The organism is Chryseobacterium barbadense (assembly GCF_042849955.1).
Classification (GTDB): Bacteria; Bacteroidota; Bacteroidia; order Flavobacteriales; family Weeksellaceae; genus Chryseobacterium.
The window spans coordinates 475,193-498,011 of record NZ_BAAFHL010000001.1 but is presented as its reverse complement, the minus strand read 5'-3'; the positions used below and the strand labels follow the sequence as shown (position 1 = coordinate 498,011).

The following is a 22,819-nucleotide window of genomic DNA, read 5'->3' as shown; positions in this document are numbered from 1 at the left end:
TCGTCATTCAATCCATCGGCAACGATCTTATTTCTGACCTTTATCGTTAATTTTAAAAAAGAGTGATTATCTTGTTCAACCGCCACATTCAAACGGATCCCCTTCATAAAATCATAAACTTCCAACGTATTGCGAAAAGCTTCAAATTGATCCGCAGGAACACTCATCTGAGCATTAATTCCTTCTTTGGCAACGTAAATACGGCCTAGCGCATCCAATGCATTCCAGGCTATAAATAATTCGTCGCGAAATTTTTTGGGATCTTCAATTTTGGCATACGCATAGAAAGACAAAGTAAGGCGTTCCTTACCGGCTTCATCAATTAGCTGAGCTCTTTCTTCTGCGCTTAAGGTGTTATACAGTTGCATGCTATAAACATTTTAAGTGAGAAAAATTTTTGCAAAGATAATCATTTCCAATTAATTTATTTTCCAGGCACTCTTATGTCTTAGACAATTCTTTATTAGTACTTTTATTTTGACAATTAAATTTAACTTTTCCCATCAGGAATTCATCTTACCTATAGTGACATTATCTTTAATAAATTTTTAAGGTTCGTTAATTGAAATTTTAACAATTATGACAAAAGGGGTAAATTACCACTATTCCTGTTAAATTTTAGTTAAAGTTGAAACATAGCATACTAATTGCATACTTATTATGCAGTAAATTTGTTTACTGTAAAAATTTAAAAACAAAAAGAAGATATACAATGAAGAGTACTTTAAAAAAACTATTACCATTTGCAGTAGTGGGAGTTGTTTCAGGAGCTACTGCCGTAGGCACATTACAATATTTTGGTCACACTTCTGGCCAAGGCGATCAGGGTTACTTTACCTCAGCATCTAATGTTTCTTTTGCGGGTATGAATACTTCTGCAGTAGGAGATGATTTCGTAAAGGCAGCCAAAACAACGGTTCCGGCTGTAGTTACTATTAAAAACTATCAAAACAGGGCCTCAAACAGAGCTTCTGAGCAAGACCTGTTCGATTTCTTCTTCGGTGACCCTTATGGCGGAAGAGGCCAGCAAAGACAAAAACAAATGCCTGATAATATGCCTTCAGGAATGGGTTCCGGAGTAATCATTTCTCCTGACGGATATATTATTTCCAATAATCACGTGGTAGCGGGAGCCAATAAACTGGAAGTAGTACTGAGCAATAAGAAATCTTATATCGCAACTTTGGTGGGAACTGACCCTAATACGGATATTTCATTATTAAAAATTGAAGAAAAGGGACTTCCTTACCTGAACTTTGCCAACTCAGACAATATTGAAGTAGGGCAATGGGTTCTTGCCGTTGGAAATCCTCTAGGGCTGAACTCTACGGTTACGGCTGGTATCGTTTCCGCTAAAGGAAGAGGGATCGGTATTTTAGGTTCTCAAGGTAAAGCAAGCAATCCTATCGAAAGCTTTATTCAGACCGATGCAGCCATTAACCCTGGGAACTCAGGCGGGGCATTGGTAAACTCTAATGGTGATCTTATAGGAATTAACTCTGCAATCCAGTCTACGACCGGTTATTATCAAGGGTATGGATTTGCTGTTCCTTCCAATCTGGCAAGAAAAATTGTTGAGGATATCAAGAAATTCGGAATTGTACAGAGAGGGTTCCTTGGTGTGCAGTCTCTAGACCTTTCTGATGAACAACAGGTAAAATCATATAACTTCCAGAAAAAAGCTAATCTTAAGATCGGCTCTGGTGTATATATTACAGGATTTGGAGAAAATAGCGGTGCAGAGGATGCAGGGCTTAAAATTGGTGACGTAATTACAAAAATAGATACAATGCCTGTCACTGACTTTGCAGACCTGTCTATTGCGATCGGAAGCAGACGCCCGGGTGATAAAGTTGCTGTTACTTATTCAAGAAACGGTAAAGAAAATACGACTACCGTAACTTTGAAAGATCAAAAAGGAGGTACTTCTACCAGAACAAAAGCGGATCTTAGCGTATCTGAAAAAATCGGGGCTGATTTTGAACCTTTAAGTGATTCCTTTAAAACAAACTATGGTCTTAACAGTGGTGTTGTAGCCAAAAATGTTGGAGAAGGAAGCGAAATGGCCAAAATAGGCATCGTAGATAACTATATCATTATTGAAGTGAATGGTAAACCGGTTAATTCCCAAAAAGATGTTGAAAAAATCCTGGAGAAATACCAAGGAAATGTACAGGTGAAATTTGTGGATGAATATGGAAGAATTTATACCAAAGGCTTCAAAATGCCTTAATTAACATAACAAGATACAATAAAAAGACGCTGCAAAAATGTAGCGTCTTTTTTTATTTATTCATTTTATCAGCGATTCTTCTTTTTTTGTTCCTTTCATAAATGACTTCCACGATTTTACCTCCGATCCATGAAAACGGAAAGAAAGTAAGGAAAATGGATATTTTATAAAACGTAGGATGGTACGGGAAGATAATAACGTCCAACATTGCGATGAACAACATGATAAAGCCAATAAGGATGGCATAGGCCACTTTAGCGTATTTCACGATAAGTGCCGTAATCACTCCTCCGATTGTAGTCCCCAACCCCGAAACAAATAACAAAAATCCAAAGAAGGCATCATTGTCTTTCATGCTTTCAAGAAATCTCTGCCAATGTTCAAAAGGAGCAAAAGCTTCAAAAGTAACCCATTGCGGAAATACTCTTATTCCAAGAGTAATCGTAAGCCCTGCTATACCAAGGCCCACCAACACCGCTAATGTATTTCTTAAAAAGCTCATTAATCCTGATGTGCGATCATAGAAATTTCAATATCTACATTTTTCGGAAGGCAGGAAACCTGTACGGTTTCACGAGCCGGATAGCTTTCAGCATCAAGATATGACGCATAAATATCATTCATAACGGCAAAATCATCCATATTTTTAAGAAATATGGTAGCTTTCACTACATTTTTAAAGGACATTCCCGCTTCTGTAAGAATAGCCTCAAGGTTTTTCATTACCTGATGAGTCTCCTTTTCGATTCCTTCCACTAATTTTCCAGTTGCCGGATCTACAGGGATCTGACCGGAAATATACAGAACACCGTTTGCAAGGTTAGCTTGAGAATACGGCCCGATGGCAGCAGGGGCGTTAACTGTAGAGATTATCTTTTTCATTAGAATTTATTTTGGGTGCAAATATAAAATTTATATTTGATATCATTTGAATTAGAAAGGAGCATTCGGTTGAGTGAAGCTTCTGTCTTTATATTTCAATGCATCGCTTAAGATATTGGCTTTAATCCCGATGAAGAAGTCATATACCTTATACTGCCCGAAAGGGACCCAGTTAAAATTAATGGTAAAGCTTCGCTGATCTCTGGAAAAGCCAATTCTTGTATAGGCTAATTCTTTAGTAACTAAATCGTAATGGGTACTTCCATTGATATTCCAGTAAGGAGTAAGCTTAATACTGCCATCCAACCCTACAGAAGCAATTTTATTTCCGGTACGTGTTGCCCCTCTTGAAAAAGCATAATTCGCATTCACATTTAGAGTCCATGCCTGGTTAAAATGAGCATAATTATCATCATCGAAATAATAATTTTCGTTTCTGATTTCTCCTTTTGCAGAATATTTCTTCGCATAATCCTCTTTCTCTCCGAAAAGTTCACTGCTTAGAGGATAAGAAAGCTGTACGTTGAATCCCTGTACGCTGAAATGCCCGAAATCTTCAGTTCTGATCCCTGCATCCTGCCCCGGAAGATAAAGGATTTTATATGGGTCTATTGAAAGACTCGTATTGACGCTAAGTTTACTGTCAAAGAAGGAGGATTGTCCATTAATGGTAAATATAGACCATGGATGATCTTTAGCCGCAAAATTATAACTTCCTGAAAGGTTCAAAGACTCAAAGATCTTTACTTTTTTCACTCCGGTAGAATCCTTCTTGGATTTCACCTTCATTTCAATATTGTTCCCGATGTTGAAACCTAAAGCCCCCACCATTCCACTTGAAGGGGTTCCGACAATTCCTTTTTCGAAGATCGAATAAGGAGTCAGCGCTCCGTTAGCGTCATAATAATTTCTATAATATCCGAACTTGGTATCTCCAAAATCCGGTGAATAAGTGAACCCGATACTCGGAGTCATCATATGTCTGATCGCTTCTATAGTTGAACCTTTCTTAAACTTTAGCATTCCATACAGGGTAGTTTGAATACTCGCAGAAGTTGAGAAAGTAGAATATCCGGAGATGTTCTTATCCATTTCATCCACCACCACATTCTTTAAAGGATCGTAATATCTATTCAGCGTTTTTGTGGTAAGAGCGTTATCTATATTGGCTCCTAAGCTGAATGTGAAATATTTGGCAATCGTTGTATTGGTTCCTAATGAAATATTGTTTTTAAGACCGGTCTGCATTTTGTCCCACATTTCCTTTTTGAAAAGTTCGCCTTCGCTTGTATTCACAAAGTTTGTAAGGTTAAACCCTGTATTCACCGTAATATTTTCCAGCAATCCCTGTCTGGTCCCTGTTTTGGATTTGAACAGGTAAAACTGATTGACTGCAATATTCATCTGAGGCAAACGAAGATCAGCAAGTCCGGTCGCAAAGTTCTGAGAGTAGGATGCCGTCCCTGTAATGGTAATCGGAAGCTTTAAAAATCTTTTGGTCAGCGTAATCGTTGAGTTCTGCTGGGTATTCAGTACATTCTGATTGAATATATAATTATTGTTTACCGTATTATTATAAAACTTCGTACTTACGATATCCACCGAAGCCGTAAAGTTAAGGAAAGGATTTGCTTTTGTATCCTGCGTATGTCTCCAGGCGATTCTGTAGGTACTGTTTTTGGTGTAATCGTCCAAACCTTTTATTCCTCTTACTGTAGTTCCTATGTCAGCAGAAAAGTTTCCGGAATAGCGGTATTTCTTTACATAATTCATTTCCGGCCTTAAATTCCAGCTTCCTTTGGTATAAATGTCAGCAAGGATCTTAACATCAAAATGTTCCCCGATCGGCTGATAATATCCTAAACTATTCAGAAAGAACCCAACATCCTCCCTTTCTCCGAAACTCGGAATCAGGATTCCCGCAGATCTTTTATCTGAAAACGGTAGAATGGCAAAAGGCATGACCAGCGGAGTCGGCACCCGTTCTATATACATCTGGATAGGCCCTGTTACGATCTGGGCTTTGTTCTTACCTTTAATTAATTTGATATTGGAAGCCAATAAGTGGTAATCTGCCGCAGTATCTTTTTTCTTAATAAAGTAATCATCCGTGGTATAAAGACCGTGTATCATAGCGAAAACAGAGTCGTTATATTTTTTGGTTTTATTGGCAACAATTACCCCTTCACTTTCTTCCGTTCTTGCATTATAAGCTATTGCCTGCCTTGTCTTTGTATTATAGCTGAACTGATCCGTCTCGTATTTTTTCCCCGCCTGGGTAGTAATCACGGGCTCAATGATTCTTCCCAAAGAATCCTGTTTTCCGCGTGCAAAAATGATATTCTTATTGTCGTCAATAGAAATATAATCTGCATCAATCTGCATATCCTGGTATTTAACCTGGGCATTTTTGTTCAGGAAAGTCATTCTTTTAGGAACATCCCTTCTCTGGTCATCTGCTTTTGTACGAAGTACATCTTCCAGAGACTCTTTTTTCAATACTACCGTATCTTTTTTGGGAATAGTATCGTTTACCGCATTTTCAGGCAATTTTTCAGGGGTTTTCTGTGCTAAAAAATTGTTAAAAATTAGGATAATTAAAATTTGTAATATATTTTTGAAGACGGTTTTGACCAATGTTATGCTATATAATTAAGGCTCAAAATTAATATAATTTTTAAAACTGTAAGATGCGCAAACAAAATTTTAAAATAATTTTATCATTTCTCCTCATATTCATTAACACCTTTGTTTTTTCACAAAAGAAGTTCACCATCGTTTTGGATGCCGGACACGGGGGAAGTGATCATGGAGCCAATAGAACATACAGTGACATTGGAAGAGTTGCCGAAAAGGACGTTACGCTCGCTATTGTTCTTAAAATCGGAAGCATGCTCGAGAAAAATAAAGATTTCAAAGTAATCTATACCCGTAAGTTTGATGAGTATCCTTCCCTTTCGGACAGGACCAATCTTGCCAACAGAAGCAAAGCCGATCTTTTTGTTTCCGTTCACTGTAATTCTTCACAAAGATCCGGAGCTTATGGAACCGAGACTTATGTGCAGGGACCTGATCAGAACGACACTAACCTGGAAGTAGCCAAAAGGGAAAATGATGTGATCTATCTGGATGAAAAAGATAAGCAGGTCTTCGGTTCTTATGATCCCAGTTCCCCGGAATCATTGATTGCGCTGAAACTGCAGCAAAGCAAATATCTGGAGTCCAGCCTTTTATTGGGCGGGCTGGTTGAAGGCAACTTTGTTAATAAAGACAAAAGGTTTTCCCGTGGGGTTTTTCAAAAAAACTTACACGTTCTGCGTATGAATGCGATGCCTTCAGTTCTTATCGAGACCGGATTCATCAATCACCCTGAAGAGAGCCATTATTTAGCATCGGATAAAGGACAGGAAGAAATTGCGATCAGTATTTATAATGCCATTATTGATTATAAAAAAGCTATTGACAGAAAATCAGGAGGATACATTACCTCAACTAAAAAACCTGAACCTGAAAAGCCGGCAGAAGTTCCATTAAAGAATGATTTCAGAATCTTATTAATGAGTTCACCTACCAAATACAATGACGGAGACCCTGCCTTAAAAGGCCTTAATTATATTCTTCCTATCAAAGAGAACGGGCAATATAAATATTATTATGGTGTTACCAATATGGCTTCCATAAGGGATATCAATATCAAGACCGCAAAAGACGCCGGGTTTAGGAATGCATTTGCAGTAGGATTTATGCCGAATCAGAAGTTAAACAGCGGCTATTACACCATAGAAGTCTTCACTGGAAAAGATAAGCTTAACGGTAATTCTCCTATCCTGCTGAAACTGAAAGATGTTGAAAGAACCAAAGAAAATGGAATTTTCTACTATACGTATGGAAAAGTATATACTTTGGAAGACGCGGTAAAGCTTCAGAAAGACATTGAAGCCAAAGGAATTAAAAACACCATCATCCAGAAAGTATTTAAATAGGTCAAAATAATTTTGAAGTTCAAAAGTTAATTCCTATTTTTGCGACCTCAAAATTTGGCCTATTCGTCTAGTGGTCAGGACTCAAGATTTTCATTCTTGCAACAGGGGTTCGATTCCCCTATAGGCTACTTAATTACACCTCTCAATCCCTGATCAATTATGGTTCAGGGATTTTTTTATTCCAAAAGTCAACGGAATCTCCACGAATTTTAAAAGAACTTTCGTACACACGTTGTATAAGGTGAATTTCGAAGATCCCAATTTTTAGGGAACATAGAAGATTCTGCATTTTTTTACAAAATAACCGCCTATCTCTTAGGCGGCTAGAATCTAACTGTTTTCCTCTACAAACTTTTTAAAATCCTGTAAAAACTTAATAAACTCATCATGTTCTAAATCTAAATCCTGTTTTTTAGATTTTTCTCCTGCCCTTTGTTTCATGAGGTCTACGAAGAAACTCCATATTTATTGCTTCGGAAGAAAACATCCTCGTTTTGCCAGTCAAAGGATTCATCGGAATCTTTGTTTTTGCTTTGCTCTACACCTTCAATTAAACTTTGAACTTTTTGCGGAGTCCAATTAGAATCTCTAAAATTGTTAAGGATATAATATTTTTCTTCTTGAATTTCAATATCAAAATATCTTGATTTAGATATTTGAAATGTTTTAAAGTTATATTTCATAAATATTGATTTTATATTAATTAATTTTTGGATATGCATTCATAATATTCCCTGCATCATCAACTTCAATCAAAATATCAAATCCAACTGTTGATTCTGACTGAAATTGATTGAATTTATGATTTGGACTTTTTGGTAACTGTCCATTTCCTTTAGTTACCGTATTTTCACATACATATGCTATCTCCTCTTGTATTCTTTTAAGATCCCAATTTTTGGGGAACATAGATGATTCTGCATTTTTTTTACAAAATAACCGCCTAATCTCTTAGGCGGCTAGAATCTAACTGTTTTCCTCTACAAATTTTTTAAAATCCTGTAAAAACTTAATAAACTCATTATGTTCTAAATCTAAATCCTGTTTTTTAGATTTTTCTCCTGCCCTTTGTTTCATAAGGTCTACGAAGAAAACCCCATATTTATTGCTTCGGAAGAAAACATCCTCGTTTTGCCAGTCAAAGGATTCATCAGAATTTTTGTTTTTGCTTTGCTCTACACCTTCAATTAAACTTTGAACTTTTTGCGGAGTCCAACCTGAATCACCAAAACGAAATAACACATTTATTTTTTCTTCTTCTGGCATTACACCTAAAATTATTGTACCTGTTGTTTCGATTATCTCTTTATAAAATTTATATTTCATCTTTTTTATTTTTAATTTATTATTGGATAAGCATTCATAATATTACCAGAAAAATCTACTTCTATTCTAACTTTAAAACCATTTGTTGTTAAGGCTTCATATTTATCAAATAGATCTGTTGGGCTCCTTCTTAATTGTCCAACTCCCTTTACCACTGTATTTTCATACACAAACGCTATTTCCTCCTGTATTCTTTTAAGATCCCAATTTTTGGGGAACATAGATGATTCTGCATTTTTAATTAAATAACCATCCTTATATTTGATACTGATTTTAGCTTTAAAAGGAATGTCATCTGCCAAGTGAGCCATAGAATACACTCCTTCAGGGTCTATTATTTTCTCTACATCAATAATTCCGTCAAGAATAGCTGAACCTCTGTGCCCACCTTGTGAAACCAAAAACTCATCAAGATATTTAAACCCAGAGGGTTGTATACGTTCAAGCAAACTTGTATTAAATTCTCCATCTAAATGATTGAAAAAACCTTTGTCAAATTTACTGAGCCATCTTCCAAAAGCCAATTTACGCAATCCTTCCACATCATCTGTTAATTCATAGAATTTTTTCTTCAAATAATGAGCTAAATTTCCACTTTTTATTGCTTGTATTAACTCTAAAAATTCTTTTTTCAACCATTTCCAGAGGTCTGCTAATGAACTTCCTATTTTTTTTCCTAAATTTTTAGAAAAATTTATAGCCTTTCCTAATTTTGCTGATTTTTGAGATACTCTACTAATTTTACCTGCTGCCTGTGCCATCTTCTCAGAGATTTTTCCAGCAAGAGATGCTCCTCCTGTAAAATAAGCAATAATAGCATCCAAAATAAGCTCAAAAGCAACAGCGCCTATAAAATAGGCCCAAAAATAATCATTAAGTTCTGAAAATTTCTTTTTTAAGACACCAGTAAATTGTGAAATGTCTTTCCAAATTTTACCATTGCTAAAAATATTTCTAATCCCGCTAAAAAACTCTTTTGAGTTTTCAGTAAATAAATCTACAAAATCTTCTATAAACTCAAGCTTTTCCTGATGCTTAGCTAATTCTAACGGACTCATTTTCTCCATTTCCAAAAAAGGAATGTTATCCGTAACCATTGCTAACAGCATAATAACGGTTTGTGCTAAAGAAATCAAGCCATTGAGCATACCACAAAGAAAAGCATTTACCTTAGCTACCTCCTGATTGATTTTCTCTCCGATAATTGCACCAACCCCTGAAAAAACTTCCAATATTTCCTTAAAGAAAGTTTTGAGCTTGTTATAGACATTTTTAATGCTTTCAGGAATATTGTCTTCTATGAAATTTTTTAAATAGAAAACAACTGCAAAGAAAATATCATCTGTAATGGCAGGTGTTGCCCTTACTATGGTTGTGACTATGGCTAAAGACACCTCTTCAAAATAGTTTGCAAATTCCTTAAACTTACTAAATCCCGCTGCTGCAATTTCAGAAGCATTTTGCATAGCCTTATACTCATTGGCAGTAATTGGAACAGGAATAATAGGCTTGTATGTTGCTTTTTCTTCTTTGTAATAACCGTCCGGACTTCTTGTGCCATTTCTATAATTGGCTGTTTTGTACATAGGCTCAACAAAATAAGTCTGATAATCATAATTTTCCTCCGTAAATTTCCATTTTTCAATAGCTTCTATACCTCCTTTCATCCAATCTGCTAACTGGTTGTTTAATGAGAATACTTTTTTGTAGACTTCATTTAGTTTGCTTTGTTCGGCAATTTCCAAATAAATTGCCCCCTTTAAAAGAGTTTCATTTATCTTTTTCTCTTTTGCTAATACCTTTACAAGATTGTCGAAGCCATTTACAGTATAGTCATAAACCAATCCTCTAAAATTTATGTTTTGGTCTATACTGTAAATTCTGTTAAAGAAGTCTTTGGCTTCTTTCCCCATTTTTACTCGACAGGCAGTACCAAAAAAATTACTTTTTTCGGGGTCATCTTCTTCATAAAATACTTTAAATTCTTTGTCATTTACCCCATCTTTTTGATACCTGTCAAACACCTCAACACCACTTTTACACAATATGAAAGTGTATTTTATGCCTTCTGTTTCTTTGGTTTCAGGAATCTTGTCGAAATCTTCAGGAGGCACTACAAAGGTTTCAAAAAAAACACTGTTTTTTCCATAAGGACTATCCAGATTTCTACTCAGGACATACTCTAATCTTTGCATCATATCATTTGAATTTATTATGAGTCAAATGTATATGCAGATAGCGACAAAACTTGACGTGTTATTTTTGAGTTTACTTTAATTCCCTTTACCCAAATTATGAGGTTGATATTTATTTTTTATATTTTAATCATACTATTTAAGTTTTAAAAAAAATTATTTAATTTTGCATCACTTTTTCCCTAGTAAAGAAGTCAGGGTCAAGATTCTTGAGTTTTTATTGAGGAAAACAAATGATTGAATATTAAATTATGAAGCCCCGGGAATTGACCGGCAGGCAAAAACTTATATCATGCCGGATTTAAAAATTCAGGAAGCTAAATTGCTTTTTAATAAAATCCATTCTGACCCAAAAAGTTATGATTTAAAAATCAATGAAGAAGGGATAACAGGCAGTGATGATAAAATTAGTTTCAGACTTTATAAGAGTGGAGAAAGGGTTGCTTTTGAAGTAACTATTGATGACCTTACTTTCACCAATACTACTGGAGAATGGAACAATGCAATGATCATGTTAAAAAACACGATCAGAAAAATAGAGAAAGAAAAAGAAAATTTAAAAATAGAACAAGCGATTCATAAACTTAAAGAATATTTGTCCAAAGAAAATTAAATTTTTTGAAAAATAAATTTGGTGGATAAAAAAAAAGTTTATACTTTTGCACTCACATTTGAACGATATGGCAAATCATAAATCAGCATTAAAAAGAATTAGACAAAACGAAGTAAGAAGACTTCGTAACAGATACTACCACAAGACTGCTAGAACAGCGATGAAAGTATTGAGAAATGAAGAGAACAAAGCTGCTGCTACAGAGCAATTGCCAAAGGTTATCTCTTTGTTGGATAAATTAGCTAAGAAAAATATTATCCACAAAAACAAAGCGGCTAACTTAAAAAGCAAATTAACTAAGCACGTTAATAAACTAGCTTAATAAGTATAGTAGGCCCGTTCGTCTATCGGTTAGGACCTCAGATTTTCATTCTGGTAAGAGGGGTTCGATTCCCCTACGGGCTACAATTTAAGAGTTGTAAACTTATAAAAACAAAAGCTAACACATTAATTTCGGTTAATGGAAGATAGAGGGCCCGTTCGTCTATCGGTTAGGACCTCAGATTTTCATTCTGGTAAGAGGGGTTCGATTCCCCTACGGGCTACATAAAAACCTTGAAAACAATGTTTTCAAGGTTTTTTTATTTATATTCTCTTCCGCTTGTACATTTTCTATTAGTCCCAAATCAAAGGACGGTCAAGACCAAGCGTTCTAAAATAAGCCAACATTTGCCCTGTATGAACTGATTCGTGATAGGCTATTCGTTGCAGATAATCTCCCAGAATTCTTTTTTGCCCTTTTTCACTTCGGATGATTTCTATATGTGTAAGGTCTTCTGGACTAAATGCTTTTATGGTATCAAAGAATTTTTCTCTGAATGGCTGTGCAAAGTTCAATTCATCTTGAAGTGTTGTATAAGGCCTGGCCTGCCACGGTGAAATGTAATCTCCCAGGTTTCCCCTATTTTCAACTATTTTATGAAATAAATGTTCTCCTTCCAGAACATGTCTTATCATTTCAATCGCGGTCATTGCTTCTATGTCTGGTTTCCAATAGTAATACTCGGGCGGCAATCCGGACCAAAGTTTTATACTTCTTCTTCTGATTTCCTCAAAATTTAAAATTATGATTTCTGTGTGTGTCATTTATTCCTGTTAGTTTCTGGATGCTTAATGTTTTGGTATTTATCTTTTTGCCAATAATCTGGACTTATAATTACTACCAGTAATTCTTCATTAAATCTCCTACCCAGTCTGGCTGTTTAATCTCTGATTTTACCTGAAATTCTCTAAAGACAGGCTTTATATCAAGAATAGGTGTTCCGTTAATGGCATCGAGATGTTTAACCGTAATTTTTCTGTTCTCACATTTTAATAGTTCAACGGTAGTCAATCCGATCTGGTTAGGCCTGTCTTTTTTTCTTTGTCCGAAAATGCCCATTTTTGGGTACTCAGTATTTCCCCTCGGATATCCGGAGAATACTATTTTCTCCGGATTTACCAGGTTAAAATAAAATATTATTTCTAAGTGAGAAAAATCTGAAAGACCGCTCAATGCCTCATCGGGAATATCTTCGGCCAATTCAATTTCTGAAATGATTTCATTCCAATCATCATCAATCGGCTTACTTCTCGAATTTCTCACAAATCCTATCGGGCTTAATTCTATTTTCATACGTTATTTAGGAGCTTTAAACAGATTGATGGTATAGTCGAGAAGTTCATAATTTCCATACTTCCCGTGTCCCGGAACTACCAAGCTTACATTAGGATATTTTTTCTTAATTTTTTCTACTGTTTTTGACCATTCTGAAATATTCGCGTCTTCAAGGTTGCCTTTTCCAGCCCCTACTTCTTTTATCAGGCATCCGCCAAACATTATATTTTCGGATGGGAAATATCCAATAACATTATCTTTTGTATGACCTTCTCCAAAAAATCTGGCAATAACCTTTTCATTACCCACCTTTAAAATAAGAGAATCTTTAAATCCTTTTTGCGGAACATTAAATTTTTTCTCTCTGGTGAATTCAATAGTCCTGAAGTTAGCATACGAAGGAATCTTCTTTCTATGGAATTCTTTCAATCCACCCACACAATCAAAATGAAAATGGGTGGGAATAACAGCAACAATCTTATTTTTCAGCCCGTTTTCCACCCACTTTATCAATTCCTCTGAACTAGTCGAATCCGCAGGAGTGTCAAATACAATTACTTCATCTTTATCCCGGACTACCAAACCATTACAATCCACTTTTCCAAAATCTTCAGATAAGAAATATGAAGTATGCTGGTAAGTATGATCAGAAAGCTGAGTAACAATTAAGTTATCAGTCCGGTATACAATTTTAGGTTTAAACGTTTCTTTTTCCTTCGCTTTTGAACACGAATACAATGTTAGAGAAATCAGAAATACTGAAAGTGCTTTTAAGGTTAATTTCATTTTTTACTATTTATAAGATTATACTAGATGTTCATACCGTCTCCATTTAAGGAACTGTTCAATTGTTAATTTAAAGATAATTTTGATAAGTTCTAAAGGAAAAAATGGTAATGAGGATACCTCCATTTTTTTCATCATTTGTGTTTTAGTTTCGCAGTCTCAATTAAAGCAGTTTCAAAGTCAAAGAGATACAAAAATAAATTCCTGATTTTTATGCCACAAAGAATGGATATCAAAATTTATGAATTTTAATATCAAAAAAAACAATATCTCGCTGATTTACAGAACAAAATACAATAAAGACAATTGTATTTTTTGTAATCTGACGTAAGGAATATTTTATAAATTTTAATAAAAATGTATTTAATCGAAGTGAATTAAAATTTAATGGGGATCATGAAAAGAAAATTGAATTCTGTATCAAAAGTAATGAGTTATGAGAATGATTCTTTAAGAAATACCGAAGGAGAAATTCCTGTTACACTTTTAAAAGCTGAATTAAAACTTGCATAAGTTGAAAAGCCACATGCTTCTGCCAGATAACTGATTTTATAATTCCTGAATTCCGGATCATGGATAATTTTGTTGCAAATGTAATCAATGCGCAATTCATTAATGTATTGGTTAAAATGCTTCCCTTTGTACGTATTTATAACATAAGAAAGGTAGGAGGTGTTGGTTTCCAATTGAGAAGCTAAAATTGATAAGCTTAGTTTCGGGTTAATAAACTTTTCGGATTTTTCGAACTTATTGAGCTTTCCCAACAGTTCTTCTTCAATATTCTTTGGAATAAAAGTTTTCTCCTGTTCAGCACTTTCTATAGTAATATTCTCCTGCCGAATATTATCTGTTATTTTATCTTCAAGCCTTTTAATGGCTTTTTGATACAGCTGTTTATTTTTCTTCTGCTTTCTCTTGTAATAAAGAATAATTCCTGCTAAAAGCAACACTGCTAAAAAGCCAATACCGGCTGCAATGTTTCTGTTAAAAATCTTAGCTTTTTGTTCTTTCTGTAATGCATTATCCAAAAGCTGAACTGTCAGATTCATTGCTTTTACATTTTCCTCAGAAAGGTTGCTTTTTGAAACGAGATAAAGCTTGTTATATTTTTGATAGCTTTTATCATCATTCATTTTCAGATAATTTTGGGCGAGGAAATAATACAGTTCCGCCAATTTAGGGTCGTTGGGTGTTGTTAAATTTTCAGCTTCCAGGAGTATATTGATCGCTTTTTGATATTCTTCCCTATAGGTAAATACCACGGATAAATATAATTTGGCACTGGACAGGTTATATCTTTCCCATTGTACTCCTTTTTCGGAAAGCTGAATAACTTTGTTGAGTTCTTTTTCTGCTAATTCCCATTTTTTAGCCATGAGATAATTCGTTCCCATTCCTAAATGGGTAACTACAATCTGGAATTTCACATTATCTGAAGGCTCAAGTTTAGAAAGTGATTTTAGAGATCTGGTATAATAAATAGTAGCGGAGTCATATTGTTTTTCTTCCGTCAGGTTCTTGCAATATTCAGTTAAAAGGATAGACTCCACTCTGTACTTTTCCTGTGAATCTTTAATCTTTCCGGTTTCCAAAAGTCCTTGTCTAAGACTTTCCTTCGCTTTGTCGGTAAGCAAAATATCTCTGTACCTATTGGCTAATAAGCCGGAAGTTCTGGCTCTCTGGCTGTAGTTATTCCCCCGAAAGGAAAAGGACCGGGCTTTAAGTGCTGAATTTAATGCTTCAGATCTTTTTCCTAAAAAACCAAATGCGGAAGCTTGCTGCAAATACAGTTCTGCCTGCGCAAAATTACTTTTATATTGTTTTAAATAATGATCTATTTCTACCAGTGCAGAGTCCGGATTGGTTGCTGAATAATCCTGAATTTTACGAGTAATAGCCTTAATTTCATAAAAATCGGCTTCCTCCTGAGAAAAAATAAATATAGAGGATAAAATCCCCAATACAATAAAAAGCTTCTTCATCTATTCGCATTGTTGGAGACAAATATATTGATAAAATTATACTTAAATAATTACTACTATACAGATGAATCTGCTTTCTTTCATTCTACTCTAACTAAAATTATAACAACCGTTTTTCTAATAGATCATTAATAAACATGTCAAATTCTTTCTTATAGCTTCTTCCTACAGGAATAGATTGGGTTTCCAATATGGCTTCATTATTATTGAATGCAGTGACGTAACTGGAATTAATAATAAAAGACCTATGAATTCTTATAAATCCTTTATCAGATAAAATAGACTCCAAATCTCCAATCTTCGATTTTGCAGAGATAACAGTGCTGTTATGCATTACAATTTTAATATCATTTCCCTGGCTTTCCACATACAATACTTCATTCAGAATAATTTTCCGTTGCACACCTTCTGATTTCAGAATAATATAGTTTTCTCTATCATTTGAAAGGCTTCTCATGATTCTTTCCATAGATTTAAAGAATCTTTCAAAAGTAATGGGTTTCAGGATATAATCAGAGGCCTCAAGTTCAAAGCCTTCCACAGCGAATTCACGGTATGCCGTAGTAAAAATTGTTTTGGGTTTCTGATGGAGGGTTTTGAGAAAGTTGACCCCGTCAAGATCAGGCATTTGAACATCCAAGAACATCAGATCCACTTTTCTTGTATTCAAAATCCGGTATGCTTCGAGAGCGCTTTTCGCAGTCCCGATTAACGTTAAAGAATCTATCTTTGAAATGTGATTTTCTAAAAGTTGTATCGCCAAAGGCTCATCATCTACAATAATACAAGTAATCATTTTGTTGCAGGTGTTATTATTTCTGCACTGAAAGTATTTTTATCCTTTTGAATATTAAATTCATACTGGTCATCAAAATACATCTTCAGCTGTTTTTTTATATTGATAAGTCCAAGCCCTTTTTCATTGGTTGTGCTATTTTCCAAGTACGTATTTTCAATCCTAAAAACGGAATTGATCTGATTGTTGATAACAAAAATATTAATTTCCACTATTTCAGAGGTTTTCTCAACACTGTGTTTAAATGCATTTTCTACTAAAGATAAGTATAATAACGGTGGAATCGAATTGAAACTTTCTAATTTTTCAACTTTATGTATTTTCAGCCGATCATTAAACCGAAGCATTTCAAGTTCAATATAATGATCAATAATAAGAAGTTCCTCAGAAATAGGTACCGTTTGTTTGAGACCTTTGTATAATATATAATCCAGTATTTCCGAAAGACGCGCGATAGAATCTCTTGTTTTATCAGAATCTATCATAGACAGAGAGTAAATATTGTTTAAAGTATTGAATAAGAAATGGGGATTAAGCTGGGATTTCAAAGCTTTTAATTCCGCTTCTGCTTTTTCTTTCAAAAGTTTTGTACTGTTTTCCTTTTCATTTTTATATCGTATCATAAACATTACAGAAATGAAAATAAAAGAACCTGTAATAATAGGAAAAGTGTAATGAAATAAGAGATACCGGATGTCTGTAAAAACATTCCATAGATTATCTTTAGGCAGGTTTACAAAAAACGGTTCCGCTATATAAACAATGAAAAGCCTGTTACTAACTGATATCAAATAGAGACTAACAATGAGATAAGTTGAAAATAAAAAGTATTTTCTCTGATCAAAATATTTTTTGATTAGGACATAGTAAATAAAATTTGCACCTACTATCTGAAAAACCCAATGGCACAAATCATAAAGCAAAAAAATTTTTGAATAAGGTGTCTCAAAATCTCCGGAATTTCTTACTACTTCCGTCAATAATAAAGCTACCCAAAAAAATAATTGGTACCCTACATTTTGTCTTATACTTTCCCACGATTTATTTTCCACCATATTCAAAATTATTAAATCATTCTGTAGTAATAACGATTTTTATTCATAATGCCTAAAATGATCCATGAAAAGCATTATTTCCATGATAGACAACAAAAAAGGATGTCTGCCATTAAACGCTGCCTTTCTAAACTCAGAAGAAAAATGAGGTGAAATTATCAAGAATTTTTGCAAAAAAAATATGAACAAACTTTCTGAAAGATTTTATGGACTCGATCATTTAAGGGCTGTAGCCATCCTGTTGGTATTACTATATCATTACAGAGCTTTCGGGCATCCGTCATGGGTTGACGAATACGGAAGATTCGGATGGACAGGAGTTGATCTCTTCTTTGTTCTCAGCGGATTTCTTATCTCCAATATTTTGTTTAAAGAAATTAAAGAGCATAATGCTATCAACCTGAAAGTGTTTTTTATTAAAAGATTTTTCAGGATTATCCCTCCTTATTTATTCACATTATTCCTATATTTTTATTTTATTGGTTTCAGGGAAAGGGAAGCTTTACCTCCGCTTTGGAAATTTATAACATTTACTCAAAACTTTGGGTTAGATGTCATCCACGAAGGCACTTTTTCCCATGCGTGGTCTTTATGCATTGAGGAACAGTTTTATTTGGTACTGCCAGTTATTTTATTAATTCTCACCAGATCTAAACGATTAGATTGTCTAAAATATATTACTCTTTGCATTATTTTGTTTGCTCTTCTATGCAGGCTAATATCCTGGGAAAAGTATATCATTCCGAATCTGTCTACCGACCATTTTTGGCTGGAATGGTACATGAAAATATACTATCCTACCTATACACGATTGGACGGCTTAGCGACAGGAGTTATAATAGGTTATTTATATCAATACTCTGACAACTTCAGAAAATTTATATTTAAATATGGAAATGCATTACTAATTCTCGGTCTTTTCTCTCTTGGATTTACTTTTTGGGTTTGCAATGAACAAACTTCCCGGAATGCTTCGATCTTCGGATTTACACTAGTCGCTTTAAGCTACGGGTTAATTGTAGCTTCAGCAATATCTCCCACCTCATTACTTCAAAAAAACAGAGTAAATATCAGTGCGCAATTAGCCAATCTTTCTTATGCAATTTATTTATCGCATAAAGGAATCATACATTTTACTCAATCTTTTCTCGAAATAGTTCATATTCAGATCTCAGGCAATGCTGCTCTTTTTATCTGTTTATTCACATGCATAAGTACAGGACTGTTTTATCAATACCTTATAGAAAACCCGTCATCAAAAATGAAAAACTATTTTTTAAAAATTTTACGTTAAGGTTTAATAATATAAAAAAGCCCTTGCTTTTCAGCAAGGGTCAATAAGATTAGATACAGCTCAAAGAGTTCTATCCCAATTATTTTTTGCTTAGGGCATCATCATATCTTTTGCTTACTTCTTTCCAGTTTAAAACATTCCAGATCGCAGAAAGATAATCCGCTCTTTTGTTCTGATATTTCAAATAATAGGCATGTTCCCAAACATCAATTCCCAAAATCGGGGTTCCTTTTTCCTCAACCACATCCATTAAAGGATTGTCCTGATTCGGTGTTGAAGAAACAAATAACTTCCCGGCTTTGTCTACAGAAAGCCATGCCCATCCGGAACCGAAGCGATCAGCACCGGCTTTGCTTATTTTTTCTTTAAAAGCATCCATACTTCCGAAGCTTTCATTGATGGCTTTCAAAAGCTTGGCAGAAGGCTGGGTATTTTTTTCGGGAGTAAGCATCGTCCAGAAAAGTTCGTGATTATAATGTCCACCTGCATTGTTTCTTACGGCCGGGCTCAATTTGGAAACTTTGGAAAGAATCTGGCTGATGCTTTCTTTTTCTTGAGGAGTCCCCGCAATAGCCTTATTCAAATTGGCAACATATCCTGCCGCATGCTTTGAATAATGAATTTCCATTGTTTGTGCATCGATAGAACCTTCCAACGCGTTATAGGCGTACGGTAAAGGAGTCTGTTTAAACTGTGCGAATGCAAACTGTGCAGCGAATACTGCACTTAAAGCAGCTACTTTCAAAATCTTCATAATACTTTTTATTTTTGGTTAAACAAATACTATTGTAATAGTTTTCTGATATCTTCTATCAATATTTCTCTGTCCGGATGGTATTTCCCGGTTAATTTTGGGGTTTTGCCTTCCGGATCCTCATAATTCAGTCCGGAGTAATACAAAATCGGCATATTATCTTTATTGTATCTGCATCGGATATTCCCTTCCTTATCTACAAGCGCAATCATTCCGCTATGATTAAGGCTTTCTCCTTCGTCTTCCTCATCTCCTACATAGATATTGAACTGATCTGCCAGATTTCCAATATAGGTTCTGTCACCAGTCAAAAAATGCCAGTTGGGGGATTTTGCACCTACGCTTTTGGCATGCTGTTTCAAAATTTCAGGAGTATCATTATTTGGATCAATACTGATGGAAATAATACCGAAATCAGGATTATTGATCTTATCCTCAATAGTTCTCATATTGCTGTTCATTACAGGACAGATCGTAGGACACCTGCTGTAAAAGAATTCTACCAGATAAACTTTTCCAAGCATATCTTTATTGGTGACCTTTTTGTTGTTCTGATCGGTAAGCTCAAAATCCGGGACTTTCATCACGGTATAAAGGCTATTTCTAAAATAGCCTGACGCTATTCCGACACCCAGGAAAATGATCACTACAATAACGATCGGAATAATAAACTTTGCTTTTGAACCAGTGTCTTTATTTTTGGGCATATTTTCCAGGATTTTTTTTGAACTCATCTTTGCAATAGGCACTGCAAAAACCATACGTTTTATTTTTGTACACCACCGTATCTTTTAAAAATTCTGCTGTTTTCATATGGCAGATCGGATCTTCCGAATTCACAACCTCTATATTTTTCAGATTTTCTCCGGATGAGCTCATACTCTTTTTATGCTTTACCTTAGGACTTTCCTGTGCACACGAAAATAGGGATATCGACAGCAAAGCCGTCATTATGATTTTAGATTTCATGAAAGATTAAAATTGAAATTAGTAATAACGTGAAACAGTCTTGATGTAAAATCAAAACTTAGGTATCTGAAATTAATAATTTATGCTAACGGTGGATGGAATATGACAGAAGAATATTCTGAGAAATGAGAGTCCAGGTATACTGAATCAATAGTATTATCGGGATATCCAACTATTTCAGGATCCAGAGATTGAAGAATTTCGTTAAAAAGAAAAACATCCAGTCCGGAAAGCTTGAGTGTTGAAGCAGTGGTAGTTTGTTTTTCAGTCTTTGCCAATTCTTTCTCCACATAACATTTACCCTTACACGTTGATTCAGGCTTATTCCTGTTTTCACAAAGGTTTTTGACAATATATTCATAATTGACCGCATAATTCACCAATGGCAAAACAGGGCGTAGTGCAATCATACAAATGATGAATATGGATATGAAAAACTTCAATGTCTCAATTTCTGTATAACAAATATAAGGCTCAAAGTTCATCTATCTTATGATCCTGATGAAAATCATTGCTGTTTTTATTATCCCATAAATTGTACAAATGAATACAGAGGTTCTTTTTTATTTCTGATCTGTAAATAAAGGTATTTTATGATTACTTTTAGTTAGAAAGTGGTTATTATTTTTAACCCACAGATTACACAGATGAACACAGATGTTTGTTTTTATTTTGATCTGTGAAATCCGTGGGAATAATTATTTTAAAACTTCATTCTTTGAATTCTCACTGCATTTAAAATAGCGAGTAAAGCAACGCCCACATCCGCGAAAACCGCTTCCCACATGGTTGCCAAACCTCCGGCTCCAAGAATAAGAACAACGGCCTTCACTGCAAAAGCTAAAATGATATTCTGCCAAACGATTTTTTTCGTTTGTTTCCCGATATTGATCGCCATCGGAATTTTGCTCGGCATATCATCCTGGATGACAACATCCGCGGTTTCAATAGTAGCATCACTTCCTAATCCACCCATCGCAATTCCGACATCACTTAAGGCTACAACCGGAGCATCATTTACTCCATCTCCTACAAATGCCACAGTTTGGTTTTTCGCTTTAATTTCTTTCACTTTATTGACCTTATCCTCAGGGAGCAGATCTCCATATGCATTTTGAATTCCCAGCGTATCTGCCACATACTTTACTACTGAAGTTTTATCTCCACTAAGCATGGTGGCTTTTACACCTAATGATTTAAGCTTATTGACGGTTACTTGTGCATCCGATTTAATACGGTCTGCAATCGTGAGATAGCCTACAAATTTTTGATCATACGCAACTGCAATCAAAGTATAAACAATATTTTCAGGTTTTATATCATAGCTGATGTTGAATGCATCCATTAGCTTAAAATTACCTACCAATAATTCTTTCCCGTTAATCTTTGCTTTCAGGCCATGTCCAGGGATTTCTTCCACATCTTCCAGTGGAACGGAATGATCAATTTCTCCGACATATTGATGAATGGCAGTAGCAACAGGATGGGTACTTTTACTTTCCAGTGCATTCACAAACTTCAGCATTTCATTTTTATCAAAATCCGGCTTAAAATCCACTTCCTGAACTTTGAAAACCCCTTCCGTCATGGTTCCAGTTTTATCCATTACTACATTTTGTACATTAGCCAGAACATCCAGGAAATTACTTCCTTTGAATAAAATCCCGTTCCGGCTTCCTGCTCCGATTCCACCAAAATATCCTAACGGAATGGAGATGACCAATGCGCATGGACAGGAAATTACCAGGAAGATCAGAGCTCTGTACAGCCAGTCTTTAAATTGATAATCTGCTACGAAAAAGTAGGGTAATAAAGCAATTCCAATAGCCAGAAATACAACGATCGGCGTATATATTTTAGCGAACTTTCTGATGAAGAGCTCTGTGGGTGCTTTCTGCGCCGTTGCATTCTGAACCAGTTCCAGAATTTTACTCAGCTTACTATCTTTATAAGCGGTGGTTACTTTGACCTGACTTACCGTATTCAGGTTGATCATTCCGGCTAAAACCGTCTCACCTTTTGTCTTGGTATCCGGTTTACTTTCTCCTGTAAGCGCAGCGGTGTTGAATGAAGCCGTTTCAGAGAGCAGTTCGCTGTCAAGTCCTAATTTTTCACCGGATTTTAATTGAATGATCTCACCGATATTCACCGTTTCCGCTTTTACGGTATAAGGCTGTCCGTCTTTTAAAACGGTTACCTCATCAGGACGCTGATCCAATAAAGCTTTAATATTACTTTTGGCTCTTGTTACTGCCAAAGACTGAAATACTTCTCCTACCGAATAAAAGAGCATCACGGCAACCCCTTCAGGATACTCCCCGATGACGAATGCTCCTATTGTAGCGATTCCCATT

Annotated in this window: 23 protein-coding genes, 3 tRNA genes and 1 pseudogene; 8 read left to right on the top strand and 19 right to left on the bottom strand. The window is 35.1% G+C overall.

Annotated elements, in window-relative coordinates; all coding sequences use genetic code 11:
- A pseudogene (locus ACGHIN_RS02300) lies at positions 1-368 on the bottom strand (oxygen-dependent tRNA uridine(34) hydroxylase TrhO); the annotation flags it as partial.
- A 344-nt stretch (positions 369-712) separates the two neighbouring features.
- Between ACGHIN_RS02300 and ACGHIN_RS02295 the strand changes: the two are divergent.
- Entirely contained in the window at positions 713-2,233 is a 1,521-nt protein-coding gene (locus tag ACGHIN_RS02295) for a trypsin-like peptidase domain-containing protein (RefSeq protein ID WP_390450443.1), read from the top strand.
- Between the two features lie 52 nt (positions 2,234-2,285).
- On the opposite strand, the gene ACGHIN_RS02290 is transcribed toward ACGHIN_RS02295, so the two are convergent.
- From ACGHIN_RS02290 to ACGHIN_RS02280, 3 genes are read right to left on the bottom strand one after another with little or no spacing between them, the layout of a single operon-like run.
- On the bottom strand, positions 2,286-2,735 hold the full coding sequence (locus ACGHIN_RS02290) for a hypothetical protein (protein WP_390450441.1): 450 nt from the start codon (positions 2,733-2,735) through the stop codon (positions 2,286-2,288).
- A complete protein-coding gene (locus ACGHIN_RS02285; RefSeq protein ID WP_123263746.1) occupies positions 2,735-3,115 on the bottom strand; it encodes a RidA family protein in 381 nt (126 codons plus the stop codon). Before ACGHIN_RS02285 ends, ACGHIN_RS02290 begins: the two co-directional genes overlap by 1 nt.
- A gap of 51 nt (positions 3,116-3,166) precedes the next feature.
- A complete protein-coding gene (locus ACGHIN_RS02280) occupies positions 3,167-5,752 on the bottom strand; it encodes a putative LPS assembly protein LptD (RefSeq protein WP_390450439.1) in 2,586 nt (861 codons plus the stop codon).
- Between the two features lie 53 nt (positions 5,753-5,805).
- Here ACGHIN_RS02280 and ACGHIN_RS02275 point away from each other — a divergent pair, with 53 nt between their 5' ends.
- A complete protein-coding gene (locus tag ACGHIN_RS02275) occupies positions 5,806-7,098 on the top strand; it encodes an N-acetylmuramoyl-L-alanine amidase family protein (RefSeq protein ID WP_390450438.1) in 1,293 nt (430 codons plus the stop codon).
- Positions 7,099-7,154: 56 nt separating this feature from the next.
- A tRNA-Glu gene (locus ACGHIN_RS02270) sits at positions 7,155-7,226 on the top strand.
- 318 nt (positions 7,227-7,544) lie between these two features.
- Here the strand turns inward: ACGHIN_RS02270 and ACGHIN_RS02265 are convergent.
- From ACGHIN_RS02265 to ACGHIN_RS02250, 4 genes are read right to left on the bottom strand one after another with little or no spacing between them, the layout of a single operon-like run.
- Positions 7,545-7,781: a hypothetical protein gene (locus tag ACGHIN_RS02265; RefSeq protein ID WP_390450437.1), complete on the bottom strand. Its 237-nt coding sequence runs from the start codon at positions 7,779-7,781 to the stop codon at positions 7,545-7,547.
- Between the two features lie 16 nt (positions 7,782-7,797).
- Positions 7,798-8,046 (bottom strand): EndoU domain-containing protein, encoded by a 249-nt coding sequence (locus ACGHIN_RS02260; protein WP_390450457.1) that lies wholly within the window; start codon positions 8,044-8,046, stop codon positions 7,798-7,800.
- 18 nt (positions 8,047-8,064) lie between these two features.
- Complete coding sequence (locus tag ACGHIN_RS02255; RefSeq protein ID WP_390450435.1) at positions 8,065-8,424, bottom strand: hypothetical protein; 360 nt, start codon at positions 8,422-8,424, stop codon at positions 8,065-8,067.
- 11 nt (positions 8,425-8,435) lie between these two features.
- Complete coding sequence (locus tag ACGHIN_RS02250) at positions 8,436-10,622, bottom strand: EndoU domain-containing protein (RefSeq protein ID WP_390450433.1); 2,187 nt, start codon at positions 10,620-10,622, stop codon at positions 8,436-8,438.
- A gap of 289 nt (positions 10,623-10,911) precedes the next feature.
- On the opposite strand from ACGHIN_RS02250, the gene ACGHIN_RS02245 reads away from it, so the two are divergent.
- From ACGHIN_RS02245 to ACGHIN_RS02230, 4 genes are all read left to right on the top strand, one after another.
- Positions 10,912-11,232, top strand: a complete 321-nt coding sequence (locus ACGHIN_RS02245; RefSeq protein WP_390450431.1) for a hypothetical protein — start codon at positions 10,912-10,914, stop codon at positions 11,230-11,232.
- A 67-nt stretch (positions 11,233-11,299) separates the two neighbouring features.
- A complete protein-coding gene (gene rpsT / locus ACGHIN_RS02240; RefSeq protein WP_390450429.1) occupies positions 11,300-11,554 on the top strand; it encodes a 30S ribosomal protein S20 in 255 nt (84 codons plus the stop codon).
- 11 nt (positions 11,555-11,565) lie between these two features.
- Positions 11,566-11,637, top strand: a tRNA-Glu gene (locus ACGHIN_RS02235).
- A gap of 68 nt (positions 11,638-11,705) precedes the next feature.
- A tRNA-Glu gene (locus ACGHIN_RS02230) sits at positions 11,706-11,777 on the top strand.
- A 70-nt stretch (positions 11,778-11,847) separates the two neighbouring features.
- On the opposite strand, the gene ACGHIN_RS02225 is transcribed toward ACGHIN_RS02230, so the two are convergent.
- The 6 genes from ACGHIN_RS02225 to ACGHIN_RS02200 form a co-directional block, all read right to left on the bottom strand.
- Entirely contained in the window at positions 11,848-12,318 is a 471-nt protein-coding gene (locus ACGHIN_RS02225) for a DinB family protein (RefSeq protein WP_390450427.1), read from the bottom strand.
- 73 nt (positions 12,319-12,391) lie between these two features.
- Positions 12,392-12,847, bottom strand: coding sequence for a tRNA (N6-threonylcarbamoyladenosine(37)-N6)-methyltransferase TrmO (tsaA, locus tag ACGHIN_RS02220; protein WP_390450426.1), 456 nt, complete (start codon positions 12,845-12,847; stop codon positions 12,392-12,394).
- Positions 12,848-12,850: 3 nt separating this feature from the next.
- Positions 12,851-13,615: a subclass B1 metallo-beta-lactamase gene (gene bla, locus ACGHIN_RS02215; protein WP_390450424.1), complete on the bottom strand. Its 765-nt coding sequence runs from the start codon at positions 13,613-13,615 to the stop codon at positions 12,851-12,853.
- 434 nt (positions 13,616-14,049) lie between these two features.
- A complete protein-coding gene (locus ACGHIN_RS02210) occupies positions 14,050-15,597 on the bottom strand; it encodes a helix-turn-helix domain-containing protein (RefSeq protein ID WP_390450422.1) in 1,548 nt (515 codons plus the stop codon).
- Between the two features lie 100 nt (positions 15,598-15,697).
- Positions 15,698-16,393: a LytR/AlgR family response regulator transcription factor gene (locus ACGHIN_RS02205; protein ID WP_390450420.1), complete on the bottom strand. Its 696-nt coding sequence runs from the start codon at positions 16,391-16,393 to the stop codon at positions 15,698-15,700.
- Positions 16,390-17,016: a sensor histidine kinase gene (locus tag ACGHIN_RS02200; protein ID WP_390450418.1), complete on the bottom strand. Its 627-nt coding sequence runs from the start codon at positions 17,014-17,016 to the stop codon at positions 16,390-16,392. The genes ACGHIN_RS02205 and ACGHIN_RS02200 overlap by 4 nt, the downstream gene beginning before the upstream one ends.
- Before the next feature lie 613 nt (positions 17,017-17,629).
- Here ACGHIN_RS02200 and ACGHIN_RS02195 point away from each other — a divergent pair.
- A complete protein-coding gene (locus ACGHIN_RS02195; protein ID WP_390450416.1) occupies positions 17,630-18,742 on the top strand; it encodes an acyltransferase family protein in 1,113 nt (370 codons plus the stop codon).
- A gap of 79 nt (positions 18,743-18,821) precedes the next feature.
- On the opposite strand, the gene ACGHIN_RS02190 is transcribed toward ACGHIN_RS02195, so the two are convergent.
- From ACGHIN_RS02190 to ACGHIN_RS02170, 5 genes are all read right to left on the bottom strand, one after another.
- Entirely contained in the window at positions 18,822-19,496 is a 675-nt protein-coding gene (locus tag ACGHIN_RS02190; RefSeq protein ID WP_390450414.1) for a superoxide dismutase, read from the bottom strand.
- A gap of 29 nt (positions 19,497-19,525) precedes the next feature.
- A complete protein-coding gene (locus tag ACGHIN_RS02185) occupies positions 19,526-20,203 on the bottom strand; it encodes an SCO family protein (protein ID WP_390450412.1) in 678 nt (225 codons plus the stop codon).
- Entirely contained in the window at positions 20,190-20,465 is a 276-nt protein-coding gene (locus tag ACGHIN_RS02180) for a YHS domain-containing protein (RefSeq protein WP_390450410.1), read from the bottom strand. Before ACGHIN_RS02180 ends, ACGHIN_RS02185 begins: the two co-directional genes overlap by 14 nt.
- An 80-nt stretch (positions 20,466-20,545) precedes the next feature.
- The gene (locus tag ACGHIN_RS02175) at positions 20,546-20,875 is read right to left on the bottom strand and encodes a hypothetical protein (RefSeq protein WP_390450408.1); all 330 of its coding nucleotides are present in this window, start codon (positions 20,873-20,875) and stop codon (positions 20,546-20,548) included.
- 293 nt (positions 20,876-21,168) lie between these two features.
- The gene (locus ACGHIN_RS02170) at positions 21,169-22,818 is read right to left on the bottom strand and encodes a heavy metal translocating P-type ATPase (RefSeq protein WP_390450455.1); all 1,650 of its coding nucleotides are present in this window, start codon (positions 22,816-22,818) and stop codon (positions 21,169-21,171) included.
- Position 22,819: the final 1 nt, after the last annotated feature.